We start from the raw sequence: 19,807 nt of genomic DNA on the forward strand, positions 1-19,807 counted from the left end.
CCCAAGGGTTATCCGCAGAAATTGGGGATAATTTAAGCAGTGGATGAGTTGATAACATACAACAATGTGCTATTTTGATCAGATATTGATCAATTTTATTGGCAATATATTCCAGAGTTGTACATAAAAAAGCCGACTTGTTTCCGAGTCGGCTTTTTTGTGGCTTTTTGAATTTTTAAAATCAGTTAAGTTGTTGAAATGGTTAACTTAAATGAAACGCGTTTCGTATAACGACCATTATGTTAAATGAATCTAAAACATTAATACGACAGATCCGAAATTATATTGATAAAAGAGGTAATTTTATAAAATGGAGATCAGCTTTAGCCATATCTTATATAACAGAGCAAATTTAAATTTTTTCTAAAATCAACACTCAAATTCAACAATATGGTCTAGGTCTGGTACCATTTTTAAAAATGCTCCCCACTCTTTGATAATTCTATAAAAGCATTCAAAACTCATATTTTCATCATATTTAGTATCATCATACATCCAATAAATTAAAACATTTGCCTTAGTTATTTCCGCTGCCCAAGCATGAAATGCACACATGTCATAGTAATTTAATTCACCATTTGAAATTTTTTCAATTTCAATCAGTCCTTCATCTATCCAATTACTTAAACATTTTATTCCATGACCTTCGTCATCATTCAAAAAACTAAATATTAGTCCTTTAAAAGTGTTAGGTGCATCATAGCTTCTTGCTTCTGGAAATAGGTATCCATCATTCCACCTGTCTATCCAAAAAAAATGTACTTTCATTTCTTTCACTTATTAGAGTAATAATTAAATTTTCCTAAAATTAACATAATACACCTTATACGAAAGGCTCTGATTTGCCCCCCGAAAGTTGGACGGTTTGATTAATCATCTGTTTAACATGAAATGTCTTATGCGAAATTTAAGACGACATTTTCAGAGTTAAAAAGACAACGTCCTGTAAGGTATTCGAGATAACGTTCAAGTCTTTGCTACGTAAATGCAATTATTTGCCACACTTTTGCAATTATTTGCTACGTAAATGCAATTATTTGCCACACTTTTGCAATTATTTGCTATGTAAATGCAATTATTTGCTACACCTCTTACTTTTGTCCAAAGCCTTTCTTAATCTTAAAATAAAATAAAACCTTTTATTTTAATTTAAACTTATGATTTTATTTAAAAAATTAGACAACGCCCTTAAAAACCTAAAACTTTTTAAATTTTGAATTCTATATATAATTTTATAAGGATTAATGCGAAATTTTATGGATACACCATACGCACCTTACAGGATGCAAAAATCAATAACTTACAATCTTAAAGCATATATGGAAATCAAAAAATTCATACATAATTAACCTTATTGCACTGATTTATATAGAATTGATAGGTATGAAGATAGAAGCCTCTTCCAGCACCTAATATCTTTAATTTTAGTCGGGATCGATTGAGCGCTCTTATAAAGAATTGCAGGGAAGTTAAGGGTTATAAAATTAATAGCAATTCAATGCATCAATTTTGCATCATAAAAAATAAATATTGAATCAATTAAACCATTCAATTACATAAAGAATAGTTTAATACATGTAAGGATTTACTGACTTTTAAAATGATCTTTTCACACTCTAAAAAATCAAGAAAAATGTTATTTTTGGAAGAGTTTTTGGTTATTCCACGTATCTTTCTAATGAAATACTGCATTAAATGATCCAATACATGTAAATAAATACCAAATGATTCATGTATAGACCTATTGTTTTATACATATATGTAAGGATTAACTAAAAAAAGGGAAGTTGAAAATTTAAGACATAACTAAAAACGGCTTTTTAAAGCCCATAAATAGCTTTTAAGTTAAAACAACGTAAAACCATTGGTCATAAGAAGAAATATGCTTTAAATCGCATTCTATGCGCTTATAGCAGTATTTTTAGAGCGAGTGTCTACGAGCGAACTATAAAAACTTGCGTCTAGACCCTCTGAAAAACTGTTTTTTTAATTTTGAATTTTTTAAATATATAAATTATATACAAAAAATAGATTCCATATCGAGCGTAGCGAGTAAAAAAGCTTTATGAGCGAAGCGAATTCCTAGTTGCTTTTGCTTTTTTTAAAAGTCACAAGTTAATGAGTCAAAAAATTGCCCCGAAGAATCGAGCGAAAGCGAGATTCAATAGAGTTTGAGCGTAGCGAAAACATAGGGCAATTTTTCATTCCCTGGGCTTTTAATTATTTTTAATGCTTTTAATGCTTTTAAGCACGCTGAAATCCTTTCTATATAAGGCTTTCAAAGCCTATAAGACTACAATCTCTTTGTCATAAGACTACAATCTCTTTGTCATAAGACTACAATCTCTTTGTCATAAGACTACAATCTCTTTGCATTTGACTACACATATTGATAGTGTAGTCTCAACAACACTAATAATATGTAGTTCTATGAAAAGTGATTTGGTTGTCAAAGATAATATTCTTGTTAATGCTAGTTATAATCTAGAAGTTACAGAGCAACGCCTAATACTCTTATCTATCATAAGAGCTAGAGAAACAGAACAAGGGATTACTTCCGATAGTAAATTAGAGATACATGCTTCTGACTATGCAACACGCTTTGATGTAACTAAGGAAGCAGCTTACAGTGCGTTAAAAAATGCTGTTCATAATCTTTTTGAAAGAAAATTTTCTTTTAAAGATAATCATAAAGATACTAACAAAGAAATTGTAGTCAAATCACGATGGGTTAGTAGAATCGCCTATATAGATGATCTTGCTATTCTAGAAGTTACATTTGCTCCCGATGTTGTTCCTCTCATCACTAGATTAGAGAAACACTTTACTAGTTACCAATTAAAACAAGTCGCTCAATTAACTAGTAAATATGCTATTCGCTTATACGAATTGTTAATCTCATGGAAAGAGGTTGGTAAAACTCCAGTCATTGATTTAGCAGACTTTCGAGAACAACTAGGTTTAGAAACCAATGAATATCAGAAAATGATTAACTTCAAAAATCGGGTATTAGAGCCAGCTATAAAACAAATTAATCATTTAACTGATATTACTGTTGAATATGAACAATTTAAAAAAGGAAGATCTATTTCAGGCTTATCATTCACTTTTAAACCTAAAAAAGTTAATGCTCCAGTAACTAAAGTTAAGAGCGCTCATAATAATTTTGATCTGTTTTCTCGAATGACAGATTCGCAACGTCATTTGTTTGCTAATAAACTTTCAGAGTTACCTGATATGGGAAAATATTCACAAGGTACAGAAAGCTTTCAACAATTTGCTGTTCGTATTGCTGAAATGTTACAAGATCCTGAACGATTTAAAGAACTCTATCCATACCTAAAAAAAGTGGGATATATGCCATCTAATCAAAAGGACACTGTAAATGGCTAAGTTATCACTAAGTGAGGTTTCTAAACGCTTTAATGTTAGCCGTTCTACGCTATATAGAGCTATTAAAGAAGGTCGCTTGTCTCGAAGTTCTGATAATCTTTTTGATGTATCAGAAGTCATCCGTTGCTTTGGTGAACCAACTAAAAAAAATGAAACCTACCAAATCGTAAATCCCCCCAAAGATAATGCAGATTTACGCCAGTTAGTAGATTTCATGAAAAAAGAAATTGAATCTTATAAAGATCGAGAGCAACGCTATTTAGATCAGATAGACCGCTTTCAATTACTTATAGGACATAAAGAAAATACTGAAGAATTGTCTCACGATACAACCGTGAAACAACCTAATGATGCACCACAAGACAATACATATGAAACACCTGTAACCCATATAAATAAAGCAATGGATCAAAATGAAACGTCCCATGAAACAAACATAAGGCATCCCAATGATGCACCACAAGACAAGTCAATAACACACTATGAGACATCCCCAAAAGAACCTAAAAAACGTGGTTTATTTGGACGAGTATTGAGTGCAGTCTTTAACGAAGATTGAGCTTTCTAGGAAGGAGATCCAGCGTGAAAAAACTGAAAGAGATTCTACAAGGCATTGCCTTTCTCTTGATCGGCATTCCCATCATGATCATTACCAGTATCATGGATCAAAAAGCTTTCAAGAAAGAGCGAGAACAGCGTCAAAAAGCCCAAGAGCAAAGCAAGTGATTGTTCAGTAAGGTTTATCAATACACACTCAAATTGCTGAGAAAATAGGCATATTGGATGAATGATCCCCTAAAAAGTCCAGTTTGTTCAAACTGGACTTTTTAGGGGATCTCAATATCTTGATTTAATTCAATTTAATGAGAGTATTTCGTATAAGCTGTATTATGTTAATTTTAGAAAAAATAAAATAAATCAAATAAAATAAAGACTTAACTAAAATTATTAATTCTATATAATTTGAGTAAATTTTACTTCATGAAGATAACAGTGACTCAAAAGAATATATCTAGTATTTCTGATCTTATTAGCCATTTAAAAGATGATTTTAGTGTTTCAAATACAAATATTTGGTACAGAGGACAATCTCATAAATCATGGGACTTAGTGCCGGGATTTCATAGAGGAAATAATTTAACTTCTGAATCAAACCTACTAAAAAGATTTAAACAATCTGCCTCAATGCTTTTAGATAAAGACCCTGTTAACAGCTTTTCATGGATGTTTTTAATGCAACACTATGGACTTCCAACTAGGTTATTAGATTGGTCTGAGAGCCCTTTAATTTCGTTATATTTTGCTTTAGAAGATTATGAAAAATATCCGAATACAGATGCTATTCTTTGGTGCTTAAAACCAACAGAATTAAATAACGAAGCTAATATTAAAATTGTTGATGAAAACAACTTCATCCCATCTTTTGATGATGAAGATATTATTACAAGTTATGCGATTGAGAGTGTTAATTCTACTAGAATTGGGATGAATCCAATAGCAGTAATAGCCACTCGAAACAATCCTAGAATTCAAGCTCAACAAGGTGTATTTACCATACATCATAAGGATAAAATAGCTATTAACAATCTAGCTAACACAGAAAATTTTTTAACTTCCTACATCATTTCCTCAGATGATAGGTTAAAAGTTTTATTAGAACTAAAAACATTAGGATTCTCTAAATTTTCTCTTTTTCCTGAATTATCTAGTATATCTGAACACATTAAACAAGGGTTTTAAGCATGAGCTATATAGAAACAAGCCCAATGCAACATTCAACTATATTACGAGTATATTCAGATAAAGATACTCTTAACGTAGATCCTGAATATCAACGTATGGGAGATGTATGGAGCATTGCTAAGAAACAATTACTCATTGATTCTATTTTGAATAACTATGATATTCCTAAAATGTACTTTCATCACCTAGCTAGAGAAGAACGAATTGAATCTGGATTTAGTTACTCTGTAATTGATGGTAGACAACGGTTAGAAGCTATTTGGGGGTTTCTAGATGGAAAGTTCAAATTAAGTAACGATATAATATATTTAGATGATCCTATTATTGAACTTAAAGGCAAAAGTTATGAAGAAATTGCAATAACTTATCCTAAGATTAAAATTAAATTCGATTCGTATGTTTTACCAATTATTAATGTTGTTACCGATGATATCGAATTAATTGAGGAAATGTTCTCACGCCTAAATGAAGCTGTACCACTAAACTCTCCTGAAAAAAGAAATGCTATAGGTGGTAGTTTAGTAAAATGTATACGTGAATTATCTGAGCATCAGTTCTTTACACAAAAAATTAGTTTTTCAAATAAAAGATATCAACATTACGAAGTCTTAGCTCGAATTCTGCTTATCGAATCTCACTTAATATTTAATGAAAAACTAGTAGATACCAAAAAAGAGTTCTTAGATAAATTAGCTTCTAGCTATAAAAATGAAGAAACTAAAGTAGCTAGTATGAAAGGAGTAGTAACTCAAGTATTAGATCAACTATCTTTAATATTTAATGATAAAGATAGTTTACTTAGAAGTCAGGGTAATATGATTGTCTACTATCTATTAGCAAAAAGTGATAGTGGAGAACCAGCAAAATTTACTAAAGAGAAGCTCGAAGAATTTCTTGAAAATGTTAGACAAAATAAAGACTTTGCTAGTAAAGCTACAGAGGATGAATACGATAGAATTGATTATGAATTAATTCAATATTCTAAACTATTAGTTCAAGGTACTAACGATGTAAGTAATATAAGATATCGACTTAAAACATTATCAAAGTTTATGGATATTAATCCAATTGATTTAAATAACTAATGTTCTTACTCTCTCAAGTTCCCACAGCCGTCGGGCAAGCCCTTTAGGCTGATGGTGAACATTGAGAGAGTTTCGGCAATACTCACCCTAAGAGCATTAAAGTATTGCCAAATACCAATTTTGGGCTGACGAAGCCACGCATCGGTCGTCCACGACAGTAGGTAATGGTACTTACACGAAATGAGGACTATATATCCTCATTTTTTGACTTCGAATAAGAGATTTCATGTTAAATAGCCCCATTCACATGGGGCTATTCAATTTATTAATCTCTGTATAACGGTTCTGGTAATTTTTTTAAAATTTCACCAGCGCCCGTATATGAGGGTAAACCTAGTAAATTTTCTTTTTCACTATGAGTCGGATCTGGAAATGAGAACTTATCTAAATCTTTTTCCGTTGCTATAAAAAATAATCGTCTTCTTTTTTGTGGCGTCCCATAATCACATGCAAATAGTTCCGCATGTTTAATGCTGTAACCAATATCATTAAATGATTTATAAATTTCATCTAACATATTGGCTTTCTTTACTTGAGCTAGACCGTAGACATTTTCCATCACGACAATTTTAGGTCGAAGTTGATCAATAATACGAATAAAATCTCTATATAACGTGCCAAGAGGATCATCGGTTGCTTTCTGTTTACCAGCTACGCTAAATGGTTGGCAAGGTGGGCCGCCAACAATAATGTCAGGCTTTCCATTTACAGCTTCTATAATTTGCTGTGGTGAAATGGTCCTAATATCCTGACGTATAAAATTCCAAGAAGGTCTATTTTTGTTGATAGTCTTTTCAGCGAAACACTCAATATCATTTGAAAATTTTGTTTCAAAAATGACTTTTGAATCTGTTGCATTTTCAAATCCTAAGTCTAATCCGCCTGCTCCAGTAAAAAAAGAAGCAATTTTTTTTGTTCCAATGTCTTCAAGAGCTTTAAAGTAATTTGAGACTTCTTTAGCGATAGCTGTAGCTAATTTAATAGGTACAGCATTTCCGATTTGTTTATGAACTTCTCCTAATGTTCCTAGAAATTCATAGTTTAAGGGGAAATCTTGGAGAGTGGCCGCTTCTCTAGGAGTAACATATCTATTTTCAATCGGATGAACGAACTTATTAAAGATATGTGCCGTAACCGTTAACGATGGTTTTTTATCTTCCAAGCGGATTAAACGCATGTTAGGACCACCGGTTTTTTTTTCACCAGTTCTAATGAAACTTTTGTGTTGAAGATGGGATGGAAGATCTCCCATCTTTCCACCAGGGGGAAGGTGTTCCAGCCTTTCTAACACTATACCTTTACAGATTTTAGCTTGATGGTTAGGAAGCACGTTAAATCTCTAAATTTCGTAAAGTCGAATAGTCTAACGTAATGATATAGTCAAAAACATATCTTAACTTTTCTTTGGATATATACTCACCAACTTCAGAATTAATACACATATCTTTTTGATCACCCCACATCAGAGGGATTAAATCATCAATATATTCGCGCTCGTGTCTATATGCTGGGAGGTTGGAAATAATTGCCGTTTTGACATTATTCTCATGTCTATGATTAGACCCAATTTTTAGTGTTTGATAGATACCTTTTTTAATATCATCAGTTCTATCAAGCCCTGCACTAGTTTTTGAATCACTAATAACTTCTTTTTTTGGCCAACCAAATTCTGTTTTTGCGATTTGAGGTGGTGCCCCACAGGCATTTACTAAATAGAAAATTGGGTCAGATTTATCTTTTGATTTATATAAGTCTCTAGCTCTTTTCCAATGATCGAAACCTGCATACATTAGCTTCTTATTATCAATATTATCAACAAATTCAAGTAAACCATGAAATGGCCAAAGGTGCGAATGTACTTTACCTAAAGGGATACTTATATGCTCATTGATATATAAAGCAGAGTCACATTCTTGTAATTGAGAATGTGTAATTTCCAATTTTTCGTGGTCTTCTATATCCGAGAAAGGAGTCTGTACTAATAATGGAAAAGTTATCAAAGGAGCACTTTTAACCTCAGCGTAAATTAATTCACCTGATTTAAGATGAATAATTGCATCTGCATAGTTTGTCCCCCCAATTACTTGCACTTGATCAAATTCTGTAAATTTTGATGAGATGAACTTTAATATTAACTCACTACTTAACTTACCTAATGCACCTGAAGATGGTTTTGCTGCTTTTTGATATCGCCAAATTTTATGAGCATAACATTTAGCGCATAAGTTAATAAAACCTAAGTGGGCATTATAGTGACTATCTCCAGAAGTACATACCTCTAAACTATTACCTAAATTATTTGTTGAATCTATGTATGCTAGTGACATAACAACATCAAATAAAAATGGTAATAAATCTTTATCTTCTAGAGTTTTACTCTGTAAGATTTTATCTAAAGTATCTTTCCATGGATAATCTATTAAAGGTTCTTTCATTTTGCAAATAATTCAAAAGTTTATAAGCTATTATGCTTGGATTTAAATGTTTATCAAAGATAATAAAAAAGCCCAACATCCTGTTGGGCTTTTTTACATATTTGATGCGTTGGTATAACTCCTGTCGTACCTCACATTCCCTGTATCTGATCTTATTATTCTTATCTGGAGCATCCTGCTCTCTATGTCCTCATGATAGGAAATAAGCGTGAGGTCGTATAGCCGCAAAGGGCTTGAATCCATGTGCGCCTAAGCGTACAAAACTGTTTAAATTTTACCCCAAGGGTTATCCGCAGAAATTGGGGATAATTTGAGCAGTGGATGAGTTGATAATGTACAACAATGTGCTATTTTGATTAAATATTGATCAATTTTATTGGCAATATATTCCAGAGTTGTACATAAAAAAGCCGACTTGTTTCCGAGTCGGTTTTTTTATGGTTTTTTGAATTTTTAAAATGAGTTAAGTAATTGAAATAATTAACTTAAATGAAACGCGTTTCGTATAACGCCCATTATGTTAAATGGAAGATTAATAAGTATGTTTTATTGTTGTGTGCATGATCCAATTTTAGTTCGATGAATTAAGTAGCTCATATAATCCTATCTCAGAGGGATCATTTAGTATGAATGTATCTTTTTGAGTTCTATAAGTTAATTCAAACTGTCCTTTTTCTTCGTCAATAATTCGAACACCATCTAATACTGAAAAAACACCAAATAAGACATCATGAGCAACTAACTCCATTATGGTATTAACTTTACTAGTATTTTCTTCTGATAAGCCATTATACCATTCAGATAAATTTTTCATCTTGGGAGAAACACTTCTACCAGGTGGGTTTTTTAACCGAGAAATAACACCCTCGATTCCGGCATCTCGAACATAGAGCCTAAGTGCATCAACAAACTCAGCGTTATCCATTATTAGTTCCTTAATTTGATAATAGATGCTACTACATCATTTTATTTACTTTTTCTAAAATTAACATAATACACCTTATACGAAATGCTCCTTTTATTTTTATATAAATCAATCACTTAAGTATTTAATCAAAATCCAACCCTCACCAATTGGGCTTTTTACGTGAATAGTCGTGTTCCATGCTTATTATTTAACCATTATTTCAGAAAGTCGATAAGCTAACATTTATAATGAGTTATCGTCTATTTCATACTCTCAAAGAAAAAACCTTTCAACATAGCCACCACGCCCTAAATTTTGTAGAATACCCCCTTTACTCCCATGGTTCTGTTTTATGACCGCTTGGACAGCTCACGTTACCGTAGCCACAGTTGTTGAAAAAGACGGAAAATTCCTGTTTGTTGAAGAACATACTGAAGGTGTTACGCATACTGTATTCAATCAGCCTGCGGGTCATGTTGAATGTGGTGAAACGCTTATTCAAGCCGCAATTCGCGAGACCATGGAAGAAACTGGCTATAATGTCGAAATTGAATCATTGCTCGGTATATACACCTATACACCGCCAATGTTCTCCGATCGTACTTACTATCGTTTTTGCTTTTTAGCCCGTGATGTTGAACATTATCCTGATGCTAAACTGGATACCGATATTGTTGGTGCGGTGTGGATGACTGTAGATGAGCTGATTGAATCTGCACGAGCACGTAGTCCCCTAGTGACTAAAGCCGTAAAAGATGCTTTATCTGGTCAAAAATATCCTTTATCGCTCGTTTATGAGCACCAAAACTCTCCTTTAATTTCAAATTTGGATGCCTAATCCTATGCAACAACGTGTCATCGTCGGTATGTCTGGTGGTGTAGATTCTTCTGTTTCTGCAGCACTTCTTCTTCAACAAGGTTATCAAGTTGAAGGACTTTTCATGAAAAACTGGGAAGAAGATGATGGCACGGAATATTGCACGGCAATGGATGACCTTGCCGATGCACAAGCTGTGTGTGACAAAATTGGCATCAAACTCCATACTGCTAACTTTGCAATGGAATATTGGGATCGTGTATTCGAGCACTTTTTGGCTGAATATGCTGCGGGTCGCACCCCAAACCCTGACATTTTATGTAATAAAGAAATTAAATTTCGTGCTTTCATCGACCATGCCATGAACTTAGGTGCAGACTTTATTGCAACAGGTCACTATGCGCGTCGCGGTGAAACCATGACCAATTCTAAAGGTGATGAATATGCACCTTTATTACGTGGTGTGGACAGCAATAAAGACCAAACTTATTTTTTGCATGCTGTACATGGGCGTGAAATTAACAAAACGTTGTTTCCTGTCGGTGAAATTGAAAAACCTGAAGTACGTCGTATTGCAGAAGAACTCGATTTAGCAACAGCCAAGAAAAAAGATTCAACCGGTATTTGCTTTATTGGCGAACGTCGCTTTAATGACTTCTTAAAACAATACTTACCTGCACAATCTGGAAAAATTCTACTCGATACGGGTAAAGAGGTTGGTGAACATCACGGCTTAATGTACTATACGCTCGGTCAACGTGGTGGCATTGGTTTAGGCGGCTTAAAAGGCGAGTCTGAAGGTGCATGGTTTGTTCTTTATAAAGATATTGAAAACAACCGCCTCGTGATTGGTCAAGGTCATGAACATCCACTCATGCAAAGTACAGTGCTTTGGAGTGAAGCAATTGACTGGGTGGCTGGCGAACAAGAGATTCCTGAGTCAGGTTTCCGTTGTACTGCTAAAACGCGTTATCGCCAACCTGACCAAGCCTGTGTAATATTTAAAGACCCGAATTCACCCAATGGTGTACGGGTTGAATTTGATGAGCCGCAACGTGCGGTGACTCCTGGACAAAGTGTAGTGTTCTACGCAAATGAAGTTTGTTTAGGTGGTGGTGTGATTCATCATACCAATGCGCCAAAACCTGATTTTATTTAAAAGGAAGCGATAGGCATGGCTGAGTTACCCTTTCAACAGCCTCAAACTTTGAATGTTCGCCAAAATAGAGCTTTGGCATTAGCAGCTGTGTTTCAATCGACACAGCTGACGCATATGACTGCCATGTCGGGGCAGCAAAATGTCGGTGAAAGTGGTAGTTTCTACTTAGAAAAACTCATCAAAGCCAGCCTCAATATTCGTCCAAGTGCCAATGAATCCTGTCAAACACTGTATTTTTTCAATCAACTTGCCGATCTTTCTTTAGGCTTAAAAACGCTAGAAAACAGTATTACCCAGCCATTTAATACGTCGCCTAAGTCTCGTTTACCTAAACTTTCTAATACCAAATTGCCGATGAGCTATGCCATGGCACTGTTGCAGTTAGAAAAGAAAGTCTATGGCAATCCTAAGTTCGTTGAGATTATTGAACAATCTCAACAGAAAATTTTGAAACAGCTGTCTTTCTTTGACAATAATTATCTGCATCCCAGTATTATTGCCAACCTTGCCCAAACCTATATTGAAACTGCGGGACAAATTAGTCCACGCATTATGGTAAAAGGCAGTGCAGAAGCCTTTAAAGATGCTTCTCACACCAATCGTATTCGCGCTTCCCTGTTTACTGGCTTACAAATGGCGCATTTATGGCGTCAGTTGGGTGGCAGTTCATGGGGCATGATTTTCAGTAAGCGTAAGCTGCTCCAAGATATCCAAGATCTTGCTCGTTTACAGTATCAGGTGGTTTAACTGATGCTGTGCGAGTTTTGTTTTACGTTTAATTCCAAAGTTTAAGGAATCGCTATGAACGCTTTAACCGCACTTTCTCCATTAGATGGACGCTACGCGAGCAAATGTGATGCTCTCCGTCCTTTCCTCTCTGAGTTCGGTTTAATCCATGCTCGTGTGACTGTTGAAGTGCGTTGGTTACAAGCGCTTGCAAACCGTCCTGAAATTATTGAAGTTCCTGCTTTTTCAGCAGCAACTAATATTGCTTTAGATGCAATTGTGACTGATTTCTCGGAAGACGATGCAAACCGCATTAAAGAGATTGAACGTACCACCAACCACGACGTAAAAGCGGTTGAATATTTCCTGAAAGAAAAAATTGCGCATATTGATGAATTGAAAGATGCCGGTGAATTTATTCACTTTGCCTGTACTTCTGAAGACATCAATAACTTGTCTCACGCTCTCATGTTAAAAAATGGTCGTGAGGTTCTTGTTGCTTCTATGCAAAGCATTATCGATGCAATTGCGACTTTAGCGGAAACACATGCTGAACAAGCAATGTTGTCTCGTACCCATGGTCAAACAGCTAGCCCAACCACTTTGGGTAAAGAAATGGCAAACGTGGCTTATCGCCTTGCGCGCCAAATCAAACAATTTAACAATGTTGAACTTTTGGGTAAAATCAATGGTGCTGTGGGTAACTACAATGCACATTATTCAGCTTATCCAGACATTAACTGGCCTACACATTCACAAGCATTTGTTGAATCTTTAGGTTTAGCATTTAACCCGTACACCACGCAAATTGAACCACATGATTACATGGCGGAACTTTTTGATGCGTTACGTCGCTTCAATACTATTTTGATCGATTTTAACCGTGACGTTTGGGGTTATATCTCTTTAGGTTTCTTCAAACAACGTTTGAAAGAAGGTGAAGTTGGTTCTTCAACCATGCCACACAAAGTCAACCCAATTGATTTTGAAAACTCTGAAGGTAATTTAGGTTTAGCCAATGCAGTATTGGCTCATTTGGGTGAAAAACTTCCGATTTCTCGCTGGCAGCGCGACTTAACTGACTCTACTGTTCTTCGTAACATGGGTGTTGGTTTTGCACAAAGCTTAATTGCTTTTGATGCTTGCTTAAAAGGTATTGGTAAATTAGAGCTGAATGCCGCACGTATTGCTGAAGATTTAGATCATGCTCAAGAAGTTTTGGCTGAACCAATTCAAACTGTTATGCGTCGCTACAACGTAGAAAAACCATACGAAAAATTAAAAGCCCTTACTCGCGGTCAAGCAATGACACGTGAAATGATGGTGGACTTCGTTAATGGTCATGAACTTGCAGTTGTTCCTGCTGCGGATCGTGCACGTTTAGCTGAGATGACACCTGCAACCTATACAGGTAATGCTGCTGAACAAGCCAAACAAATTAAAGATTTAATTACTAAAATCTAATTAAATTTTAATATCAAAAAGCGAAGCTTCGGCTTCGCTTTTTCATTATAATTCCAATACTTTATAGTCGAAAAAAATAAAATGATTGAATATCAATTCAGCTTAAAACACTGGCTTCTTTTAGGTTTTTTAGCCATTGCAATTATTATTGCAAGTATTCAACCATTAGAATTACCCTCTTATATACTGCATCAGATTGGTACAGTATTTATGCTAATTGTCCTGTTTATTTGTTTTAAAAAAATTGGGCTAAGTTATTACAGTTTTTTCCTCTATATTTTATTTTTACTCATTCATATTCTTGGCGCACATTATCTCTATTCTTATGTACCCTATAATGAATGGTTCATGCAATATTTTAACTTTGATATAAATGAAGCTTTTGGCTGGTCACGCAATATGTACGACCGTTTAGTTCATATTGCTTATGGTTTATTGCTGTATCCTTTTTTCTACCGCTTATTTCAAGTTTGGCTTCCCACCCTAAAACCATGGGTTTTATTTCTGCTTATTATTCAATTTGTCATGGCAAGCAGCCTCGTATATGAATGGATTGAATGGTGGATTGCAATGCGTTTATCTCCTGAAGAAGCAGAAAACTATAATGGACAACAAGGAGATATCTGGGATGCTCATCAAGATATGCTGCTGGCGACTATTGGCGCAATCATTACTGGCCTGATCTGCTTAATTAAAGTTTCCAAACATCGCTAATCCCTAAATAACGAAGCTGCTACATCGATTGTTTATTGCTGAATCGAGGTCGGCTCAATCCATTTTAAAATTATCGATTCGGATAACTGTGAGTTTTTCTGACGATCATGAAATTCAAAACAAACATGATCGTCTTTATTCTTACGCACCAAACTTTCAACAAATCTAAAATGGCGGAAATATTTAGAATCATCTAGTTGTAGTGTAATTCGTTCAAAAGTCTTCCGACTATGCCGCCCCCAAGACAATAAGAAACCTTGCCATTTTATAGATAAACAATCATGAAACAATATTAGTATAACTCTTTAATATGGCTACAAAAAAAGCATACCTAAGTATGCTTTAAAATCTTAATCAAACTTTATTATTAAAGTTTCGGATCACGCATTTGCACTAAGCTTGAATTACTATTCGCTAAAGTTTCCATGATTTTATTCATGACTGCTGGCACTAAACCATCTGCCATCTGTGCTGCTTGCAAACCTAACTTTTCACCTAAAGTCGGCTTACGACGTGTATCAATCACATAGACATCGTGCTGTGCCAACAAACTAAGCAAATATTCATCTGAGGTTTGTAGTTTATCCAGCAAGTTTAACTCAAGTGCATCTTTACCATACCAATGCTCCCCTGTAGCCACTTTCTCAACATTCAATTGTGGACGGTATTTTTCAATAAAGTGCTTAAATAATTCATGTGTTTGCTGTAACTCTTCTTCGAATTTTGCTTTACCTTCAGCCGTATTTTCACCAAACATGGTTACAGTACGTTTAAATTGACCTGCGGTATATAACTCGAAATCGACATGATGTTCTTTCAACAAACGATTAAAATTGGGCACTTGTGCAACCACACCAATTGAACCGACCACTGCAAATGGCGCAGAAACAATTTCATTGGCAATACATGCCATCATATAGCCACCGCTTGCCGCGACTTTATCCACACAAATGGTGAGGTTAAACCCAGCATCACGTAAACGTACCAGTTGTGCCGCAGCTAGACCATAACCATGTACCATACCACCCGGACTTTCCAAGCGAAGTACTACTCGATCACGACCTGCTTTTGCTGTGGTTAAAATTAAGGTAATTTCTTCGCGTAAACTTTCCACCGCAGATGCCGCTGTGTCACCTTTAAAATCGAGGACATAAACTTTTTGATTATTCTTTTTACGTAAACGTGCTTCTTTTGAAAGCTGTTGAGTCAATTGTAATAGTTCAAATCTAGATGCTGTGGTTTGTGCAATTTTTTTTCGTTGTTCATTTACACGTGCATTTAAATGGCTGATTCGAATTTCAGCAGGTAATTTCGGGGTGTGAAATAGCATATAAAATAATTTCTCTAATTGTATTTACAGTTAACCTTAACATGAGGTCAAAATATCAAAAATTCAATATGATTTTTGATCCAAATCATCTGATTTTTTATTCTGCTACTCTTATAAGCATTTTAGCCGTTATAAAGCCTCTTTTATGTCGCGAATTTCAACCCGATAAACAAAAATAAGCGATTTGAGAAGTATAAATCTAGTTCAATATATCTTTGATTAAAAATAAAAAAGAGCCTAACGGCTCTTTTTTATGCGGTCATTGGATTAACCAAAACGACCAGTAATATAGGCTTCTGTTAATTGATGATCCGGTTGGGTAAATACTTTTTCGGTCGCATTCACTTCAATTAAATCACCTAGATGGAAATAAGCAGTACGATCTGAAACACGCGCTGCTTGCTGCATTGAATGCGTCACAATGGCAATCGTATATTGTGTAGACAGCTCTGAAATCAGTTCTTCAATTTTTGCCGTTGCAATTGGGTCAAGCGCAGAACACGGTTCATCCATCAGGATCACTTCTGGGCTAACAGCAATGGTACGTGCAATACATAAACGCTGCTGTTGACCACCAGACAAACCTGTACCCGGCTGATTTAAACGGTCTTTCACTTCATTCCAAAGACCGGCTTTATGCAAACTATTTTCAACAATTTCTTCAAGGTCATATTTATCACGCGCTAAACCGTGAAGCTTTGGACCATAAGCGACGTTGTCAAAAATTGACTTTGGAAATGGGTTTGGTTTTTGGAATACCATCCCCACTTGTGCTCGTAATAGAACCACATCAAGGCTTGGATCATAAATATTTTGATTATCTAACATTACTTTACCCGTTATACGACACGAATCAATCGTGTCATTCATACGGTTTAAAGTACGTAAGAAAGTCGATTTACCACAACCTGATGGACCAATAAAAGCAATCACTTCATTTTCATAAATATTCAGATCAATCCCTTTGATTGCCTCTGCTTCACCATAATATACATGTACATCTGAAGTACTAATTTTCACGTTAGCTGTTTTTGCTTCTTTTTTTGCCGAAGTTTGGGTATCAAATTGAGAAACAAATGAAGTCCCTTGACGTTTTTTATCTGCTTCGGAAGATATAAATTGTTTCTGTTCTTGATTCACGGATTCATCCTGCTCTAAGGAATTTGTTTTTGATGCAGTTACAGTATTCATATATTGCCCTCTCTACCAGCGCACTTCAAATTTTTTACGTAACCAAATTGCAAGGCTATTTAAGCCCACCATCAGTGCCAGTAAGACAATAATGGCAGCAGCAGTACGTCCTTCAAAGAAGTTACGTAATTCATTGCCCTGCCATAAATAAACTTGGACCGGTAAAGCCGTTGATTGATCTAAAGGTGATACAGGAATATTCGCTACAAATGCACTCATTCCAATCAATAATAAAGGTGCTGTTTCACCTAAAGCATGTGCGATACCAATAATAGAGCCCGTCATGATTCCAGGCAAAGCCAAAGGTAAAACATGGTGAAAAACAGTTTGGATTCGTGATGCACCAATTCCCAAAGCTGCTTGACGAATAGATGGTGGCACTGCTTTTAACGAGGCCCGAGTCGTAATAATCACTGTTGGTAGTGTCATTAGACTTAAAACCAAGCCACCGACCAAAGGTGCAGAAATAGGTAAATGCATCCAACCAATAAAAATTGCAGCACCTAGCAAACCAAAGACGATTGATGGCACAGCCGCAAGATTATTGATATTCACTTCAATAACATCTGTAATGAAATTTTTAGGTGCAAATTCTTCTAGATAAATCGCACTTGCCACCCCTAATGGAATCGAGATAAAAATCACGATCAGCATCATGAACAATGAGCCCATGAATGCACCCGCTAAACCAGCTGTTGCAGGTGAACTACGGGAGTCTGGATTAGTAAAAAGCTGCGTATTGAATGTACGCTGAATAATTCCTTTTGCAGCAAGATCGTCAGAGAGCTTACGGATTTCGGGGCTTAATTGTTGCTGATCATCGGGTAATGAGCGATCAATATTCCCCGCTAACCAGACATCAATATTGGCATCTGCTAAGAAGTTCAACTCAACTTTTTTACCAATTAAAGCAGGATCTTTAAAGACCATATCCCGAATCCGATAGGCTTCTGAACTGGTATATAAGCTACTTAAGTCATCACGATAATTGGCTAATGATGGATCTTTGGCGATTAAACCATTGGCAATCAAAGCATCCCAATCGACCATGCCCATTTTAGTTTGCCATTCTATAAAACGCTCTTGGTAGAGTGCTGGAGACTCGCCTACTTTCTGCGTTGGTCTAGGGCCAGCATTAATCAATGTAGGATCAAAATAAACAGGAACCGTCATACTGGCTTGCCAAAATGCAGGAAGACCTTTATATAAAATACTACCAAACAATAAAGCGACAAAGGCAAGTCCGATAACCACAGAAGAGAAGCCTACAAAGCGAAATGCGTTTTCTTTACGATGGCGCTTTGACAATGAACTTGCAATTCTAGCTTTACGTTTTTCGCGTAATTCCGCAGCTGCACGAGGATCAAATACATTTTGATCCGTTGGAGATGTATTTGATGTACTCATTCGTATTGCTCACGATATTTACGCACAATATAGAGTGCTACAATATTAAGACCTAGCGTAATGACAAACAGAGTCAAACCGAGTGCAAACGCCACCAAGGCTTGAGGGCTTGCGAAATCTGTATCACCCGTTAATTGCTTCACAATCGTTACGGTGACGGTCGATACTGCTTCAAAAGGATTAACATGAAGTAAAGGGCTATTTCCTGCCGCAAGCACCACAATCATGGTTTCACCGACAGCACGGGACACAGCCAATAAAAATGCACCCGTAATCCCTGGCAATGCGGCTGGCAGTACCACTTGACGAATCGTTTCAGATTTTGTTGCACCTAGACCTAAAGAACCATCACGTAGTGAACGTGGGACTTGCGTAATAATGTCATCTGAAAGTGAAGATACAAATGGGATAATCATAATCCCCATGGCAAAACCTGCTGTTAAAGCACTGGTTACATTAATTTCAAGACCAACGGCTGCACCTATTAATTTTAAAGCGGGTCCAATCACCATCAGTGCAAATACACCATAAACGATGGTCGGAATACCAGCTAACACTTCAATGGCGGGTTTGGCCCAAGATCTAAATTTTGGCGATGCATATTCTGCCAAATAAATCGCAATCATCAAACCCAATGGTACGGCAACCAGTAATGCGACACCACTGACCATGAGTGTGCCCCAAATGAGAGGCAGTAAACCATAACTTCCTTCAGCATTTCCCGATGTACTAAAACCAGGATTCCATTCAGTTCCGAAGAAAAAATCAATTGGAGAAACAAAATTGAAAAAATGAACTGCTTCCTTAAACATTGACATCACAATGCCAATCGTTGTCAGAATTGCAACCCCTGAACATAAAATCAAAATAACATTGATGGTACGTTCAACTTGATTACGTGCACGATAATTTTGACTGACCCGTTTCTTTGCCCAAATCAAACCTAACATTGCAGCACAAATGACGACAGCAAACTTTGCTAATCCACTTACTTTTTCAAACTTAGCTAAATGCTCTGCTGCTGCAACTTCATAAGCTGCGGGTGTGTCACTCACACCAAAACCTGAAGCAATTGCTTTAATTCGATCAATCAGTACATCTATGCCAGCGACATCTAAGTTTGCTGTAATATTTGCTGGAACATTTTGTAAAATTAAATATTGCAAAACATTGGGTTCAACTAGATTCCAAACAAGTAAAATTAAAAAAGCAGGGATACCACACCATAAAGCAACCAATGCACCGTAATATCCGGGACGAGAGTGCAACTTCGCAGAGTTATTTCCCTTACCTGCTAGGTTACGGCTTTTAGATAACCCGATTTGATAGGCTACGGCAATCAATGCCAATAACACACCTATGAGTAGCAGATTCATGTATTCTCCGGCATTTTTTCAATTTTCATGCTTTGAAAAAACCTTATCTTTGCAAAAAAA

The 19,807-nt window shown here is 35.8% G+C and carries 18 protein-coding genes; 10 read left to right on the plus strand and 8 right to left on the minus strand.

The window, feature by feature from the left end; translation table 11 throughout:
- Positions 1–369: 369 nt before the first annotated feature.
- Entirely contained in the window at positions 370–768 is a 399-nt protein-coding gene (locus B9T25_RS05130) for a hypothetical protein (RefSeq protein WP_086187404.1), read from the minus strand.
- 1,662 nt (positions 769–2,430) lie between these two features.
- On the opposite strand from B9T25_RS05130, the gene repM reads away from it, so the two are divergent.
- From repM to B9T25_RS05155, 5 genes are all read left to right on the plus strand, one after another.
- Positions 2,431–3,393, plus strand: a complete 963-nt coding sequence (gene repM, locus B9T25_RS05140) for a replication initiation protein RepM (protein ID WP_086187405.1) — start codon at positions 2,431–2,433, stop codon at positions 3,391–3,393.
- A complete protein-coding gene (locus B9T25_RS05145) occupies positions 3,386–3,952 on the plus strand; it encodes a plasmid replication DNA-binding protein (RefSeq protein ID WP_086187406.1) in 567 nt (188 codons plus the stop codon). The genes repM and B9T25_RS05145 overlap by 8 nt, the downstream gene beginning before the upstream one ends.
- A gap of 23 nt (positions 3,953–3,975) precedes the next feature.
- Positions 3,976–4,119: a hypothetical protein gene (locus B9T25_RS14540; protein ID WP_171262731.1), complete on the plus strand. Its 144-nt coding sequence runs from the start codon at positions 3,976–3,978 to the stop codon at positions 4,117–4,119.
- 267 nt (positions 4,120–4,386) lie between these two features.
- Positions 4,387–5,133: an FRG domain-containing protein gene (locus tag B9T25_RS05150; RefSeq protein WP_086187721.1), complete on the plus strand. Its 747-nt coding sequence runs from the start codon at positions 4,387–4,389 to the stop codon at positions 5,131–5,133.
- Positions 5,134–5,135: 2 nt separating this feature from the next.
- On the plus strand, positions 5,136–6,221 hold the full coding sequence (locus B9T25_RS05155) for a DUF262 domain-containing protein (protein WP_086187407.1): 1,086 nt from the start codon (positions 5,136–5,138) through the stop codon (positions 6,219–6,221).
- 265 nt (positions 6,222–6,486) lie between these two features.
- Here the strand turns inward: B9T25_RS05155 and dcm are convergent, their stop codons facing one another.
- The 3 genes from dcm to B9T25_RS05170 all read right to left on the minus strand — a co-directional run bounded on the left by dcm (position 6,487) and on the right by B9T25_RS05170 (position 9,581).
- Positions 6,487–7,551 carry a DNA (cytosine-5-)-methyltransferase gene (dcm, locus tag B9T25_RS05160; protein ID WP_086187408.1) on the minus strand — a complete coding sequence of 355 codons (1,065 nt, stop codon included), beginning with the start codon at positions 7,549–7,551 and terminating at the stop codon, positions 6,487–6,489.
- 1 nt (position 7,552) lies between these two features.
- Positions 7,553–8,656 (minus strand): hypothetical protein, encoded by a 1,104-nt coding sequence (locus tag B9T25_RS05165; RefSeq protein ID WP_086187409.1) that lies wholly within the window; start codon positions 8,654–8,656, stop codon positions 7,553–7,555.
- Between the two features lie 571 nt (positions 8,657–9,227).
- Complete coding sequence (locus B9T25_RS05170) at positions 9,228–9,581, minus strand: hypothetical protein (RefSeq protein ID WP_086187410.1); 354 nt, start codon at positions 9,579–9,581, stop codon at positions 9,228–9,230.
- 334 nt (positions 9,582–9,915) lie between these two features.
- On the opposite strand from B9T25_RS05170, the gene B9T25_RS05175 reads away from it, so the two are divergent.
- The 5 genes from B9T25_RS05175 to B9T25_RS05195 all read left to right on the plus strand — a co-directional run bounded on the left by B9T25_RS05175 (position 9,916) and on the right by B9T25_RS05195 (position 14,443).
- Complete coding sequence (locus tag B9T25_RS05175) at positions 9,916–10,401, plus strand: NUDIX hydrolase (protein WP_086187411.1); 486 nt, start codon at positions 9,916–9,918, stop codon at positions 10,399–10,401.
- 4 nt (positions 10,402–10,405) lie between these two features.
- Positions 10,406–11,539, plus strand: coding sequence for a tRNA 2-thiouridine(34) synthase MnmA (gene mnmA / locus B9T25_RS05180; protein ID WP_086187722.1), 1,134 nt, complete (start codon positions 10,406–10,408; stop codon positions 11,537–11,539).
- Between the two features lie 15 nt (positions 11,540–11,554).
- Positions 11,555–12,286, plus strand: coding sequence for a high frequency lysogenization protein HflD (gene hflD, locus B9T25_RS05185; RefSeq protein ID WP_086187412.1), 732 nt, complete (start codon positions 11,555–11,557; stop codon positions 12,284–12,286).
- A 54-nt stretch (positions 12,287–12,340) separates the two neighbouring features.
- Complete coding sequence (gene purB / locus B9T25_RS05190) at positions 12,341–13,729, plus strand: adenylosuccinate lyase (protein WP_086187413.1); 1,389 nt, start codon at positions 12,341–12,343, stop codon at positions 13,727–13,729.
- An 81-nt stretch (positions 13,730–13,810) separates the two neighbouring features.
- On the plus strand, positions 13,811–14,443 hold the full coding sequence (locus tag B9T25_RS05195) for a DUF2238 domain-containing protein (RefSeq protein WP_086187414.1): 633 nt from the start codon (positions 13,811–13,813) through the stop codon (positions 14,441–14,443).
- Positions 14,444–14,810: 367 nt separating this feature from the next.
- On the opposite strand, the gene sohB is transcribed toward B9T25_RS05195, so the two are convergent.
- The 4 genes from sohB to pstC form a co-directional block, all read right to left on the minus strand.
- Entirely contained in the window at positions 14,811–15,773 is a 963-nt protein-coding gene (sohB, locus tag B9T25_RS05200) for a protease SohB (RefSeq protein WP_086187415.1), read from the minus strand.
- Positions 15,774–16,040: 267 nt separating this feature from the next.
- Positions 16,041–16,964 (minus strand): phosphate ABC transporter ATP-binding protein PstB, encoded by a 924-nt coding sequence (gene pstB, locus B9T25_RS05205; RefSeq protein WP_086187416.1) that lies wholly within the window; start codon positions 16,962–16,964, stop codon positions 16,041–16,043.
- 12 nt (positions 16,965–16,976) lie between these two features.
- On the minus strand, positions 16,977–18,371 hold the full coding sequence (gene pstA / locus B9T25_RS05210; protein WP_086187417.1) for a phosphate ABC transporter permease PstA: 1,395 nt from the start codon (positions 18,369–18,371) through the stop codon (positions 16,977–16,979).
- Positions 18,368–19,747, minus strand: a complete 1,380-nt coding sequence (gene pstC / locus B9T25_RS05215; RefSeq protein ID WP_086187418.1) for a phosphate ABC transporter permease subunit PstC — start codon at positions 19,745–19,747, stop codon at positions 18,368–18,370. The genes pstA and pstC overlap by 4 nt, the downstream gene beginning before the upstream one ends.
- Positions 19,748–19,807 lie beyond the last annotated feature (60 nt).

Origin of the sequence: Acinetobacter sp. ANC 4470, from assembly GCF_002135335.1 — a bacterium.
Taxonomy (GTDB): domain Bacteria; phylum Pseudomonadota; class Gammaproteobacteria; order Pseudomonadales; family Moraxellaceae; genus Acinetobacter.